This is a genomic window from Methylocapsa palsarum, from assembly GCF_900114285.1.
Lineage (GTDB): Bacteria > Pseudomonadota > Alphaproteobacteria > Rhizobiales > Beijerinckiaceae > Methylocapsa > Methylocapsa palsarum.
This window is the reverse complement of the sequence record NZ_FOSN01000058.1, coordinates 1-2,805: the sequence shown is the minus strand read 5'-3', so window position 1 is coordinate 2,805 and position 2,805 is coordinate 1. Positions and strand designations below refer to the sequence as shown.

Genomic DNA, 2,805 nt, shown 5'->3' with positions numbered 1-2,805 from the left:
CCTGAGGCGACGACCACCATCGACGGAAAGCAGCTTCCGCCGCCAAATCCGCCTTTCGGCGGGGTCATCAAGGAGAGAGCTTCCCAGTCTACCCCCTGGTGGGCGCCGCGTATCGTGCCGCCGAAGGGCGCGCCCAACGTGCTGCTCATCATGACGGACGACGACGGTTTCGGCGTGCCGAGCACCTTCGGCGGCGTCATTCCCAGTCCCTCTCTGGATCGCATCGCTAAGGCTGGACTGCGCTACACGAACTTCCATTCGACCTCGCTGTGCTCGCCGACGCGGGCGGCCCTGATCACGGGCCGCAATCATCACGTCGCGGGCTTCGGGGTCGTGGACGAGATCGGCACAGGCTTTCCGGGCTACGACTCGATCATTCTAAAAGCCAACGGCACCATTGGCACGATCCTGAAGGAGAACGGATACGGGACCGCGTGGTTCGGCAAGGACCACAACACGCCGTCCTATCAAGCAACTCAGGCGGGGCCGTTCGATCAGTGGCCGGTCGGAATGGGTTTCGAATATTTCTATGGCTTCGTCGGCGGCGACGCGAGTCAGTGGCAGCCGAACCTCTATCGCAACACGACCGCGATCTTTCCTTTCCTGGGCGACCCCGGCTGGAATCTCACAACCGCCATGGCCGACGAGGCCATTCATTACATGAAGCAGCTCAAGGAGATCGCGCCGGACAAGCCGTTCTTTGTCTATTACGTGCCCGGCGGCACACATGCGCCGCACCATCCGACGCCGGAATGGGTGAAGAAAATCACCGACATGCATCTCTTCGACGACGGTTGGAACAAGTTACGGGAGACGATCTTCGCCAATCAGAAGCGCCTCGGGATCATGCCCCAAAACGCCAAGCTGACGGCTTGGCCGGACGGACAGGCCGAGTACGGCGGCGCAAAACTACCCAAATGGGATTCGCTGAGTTGGGATGAGAAGAAGCTGTTCATTAAACAGGCGGACGTCTACGGCGCCTACGAGGCCTATACAGACCACGAGATTGGCCGCGTGATCCAGGCGGTCGAGGAACTCGGTCAGCTCGACAACACGCTGATCATCTACATCAGCGGCGACAACGGCGCCAGCGCTGAGGGCATGCTCAACGGCACGCCGAACGAGTTTACGACCTTCAACGGCGTTGAGGTGCCCGTCAAAGACCAGTTTCTCTGGTATCCATTCTGGGGATCGGAACGCACGTATCCGCACTTTGCCGCGCCGTGGGCCTGGGCGTTCGACACGCCGTTCAAATGGGTCAAGCAGGTCGCGTCGCATTTCGGCGGCACGGCCCAGGGCATGGCCATCTCCTGGCCGGGCCACATCAATGACGTCGGCGGCGTCCGCCGCCAGTTCCACCATATCATCGACATCGCTCCGACGATCCTCGAAGCCGCCGGCATTCCGCAGCCGGATACGGTCGACGGCATCAAACAAAGTCCGATGGACGGCGTGAGCATGGCGTACACGTGGGACAAGGCGAACGCCAATGCGCCATCCCACCGGACGACGCAATATTTCGAGATGCTTGGCAATCGCGCGATCTATCACGAGGGATGGGTGGCGACGACGACGCCGGCGACCCTACCCTGGGAACTCAGCACGAAGCCGGCTCCGGACGTGATTACGGGCTACAAATGGGAACTCTATAACGTCAAGGACGACCCGACCGAGTCCAAGGACCTCGCCAAGGCGATGCCCGACAAGCTCAGGGAAATGCAGGATCTCTTTTACTCCGAGGCCAAGAAAAACAATGTGTTCCCGCTGGACAACTCGTCGCTCACGCGCTGGAATGCGCCCCGCCCGAGCCTAACGGCCGGCCGCAAGACCTTCACCTATTCGGGCGAATTGAGTGGGGTGCCGGCGAGCGGCGCGCCGAGCATTCTGAACCGGGCGTACACGATCACGGCCGAAGTCCAGATTCCCGAGGGCGGGGCGGAGGGAATGATCGTTACCCATGGCGGCCGCTTTGGCGGCTATGGCCTGTTCCTCAGCAAGGGCGAATTCGGATTTGACCGCGGCCGGGTCGTGTTCCTGTACAACCTCCTCGACCTTAAGCGCACGATGTGGGAGGGGCCTGAGATCGAGCCGGGTCGGCACACGATCGTATTCCAATGGACGCCGGAAGGCCCCGGCCTTGGGAAGGGCGGAACAGGCGTGCTCACGGTGGATGGCAAGGAAGTCGCCAGGAACACGATGGAGCATTCGACTCCCATTACCTTCCCGGAAGACGAAACCTTCGACGTCGGGTTGGACACCCGCACCGGCGTCGCGCTGCTGGAGTATCGTTACGATCCGCCCTTCAAGTTCACCGGCAAGATCGACAGGCTGACGTTCGAACTCGGTCCGGATCAGGCGTCGGAAGCGAAAAAGTGACAAGGTCTGCCGACCCGCCCGCCAAAGTGGCGACGGGGGGCAGCGCAAGATGAAGACGTCGCTCCTTCTCGCAGCCATCGGCGAAGCGGCGACTGGAGTGGCGTTGCTGATTGTTCCGTCGCTGGTCGGTCAGTTGTTGCTGGGGGAGCCGCTCACTGGCGTCGCCATTCCCGTCGCGCGCGTGGCCGGCATCGCTCTGATCGGTCTGGGGATCGCCTGCTGGCCAGGACCCTCGTTGATCGGCATGCTGACCTATAGCGCAGCGGTCACGCTCTATCTCGCCTACCTCGGCCTCGCCGGCGGCTTCGGCAGCGTGCTCCTCTGGCCCGCCGTCGTTCTGCACCTCGTGTTGGCGACGCTGTTGGCCCGGGCGTTAACTCGAGGTCCATCCTGAAAAGCCGACTCGGATAGTTTGCGCGCCAATTGCAG

2 protein-coding genes are annotated in these 2,805 nt (G+C 62.1%); both read left to right on the top strand.

Features of this window, described 5'->3' with window-relative positions:
- The coding region (locus BM177_RS19210; RefSeq protein WP_091686895.1) for an arylsulfatase at positions 1-2,376 on the top strand (2,376 nt) is incomplete at its 5' end.
- Positions 2,377-2,425: 49 nt separating this feature from the next.
- The gene (locus BM177_RS19205; RefSeq protein ID WP_091686892.1) at positions 2,426-2,770 is read left to right on the top strand and encodes a hypothetical protein; all 345 of its coding nucleotides are present in this window, start codon (positions 2,426-2,428) and stop codon (positions 2,768-2,770) included.
- Positions 2,771-2,805 lie beyond the last annotated feature (35 nt).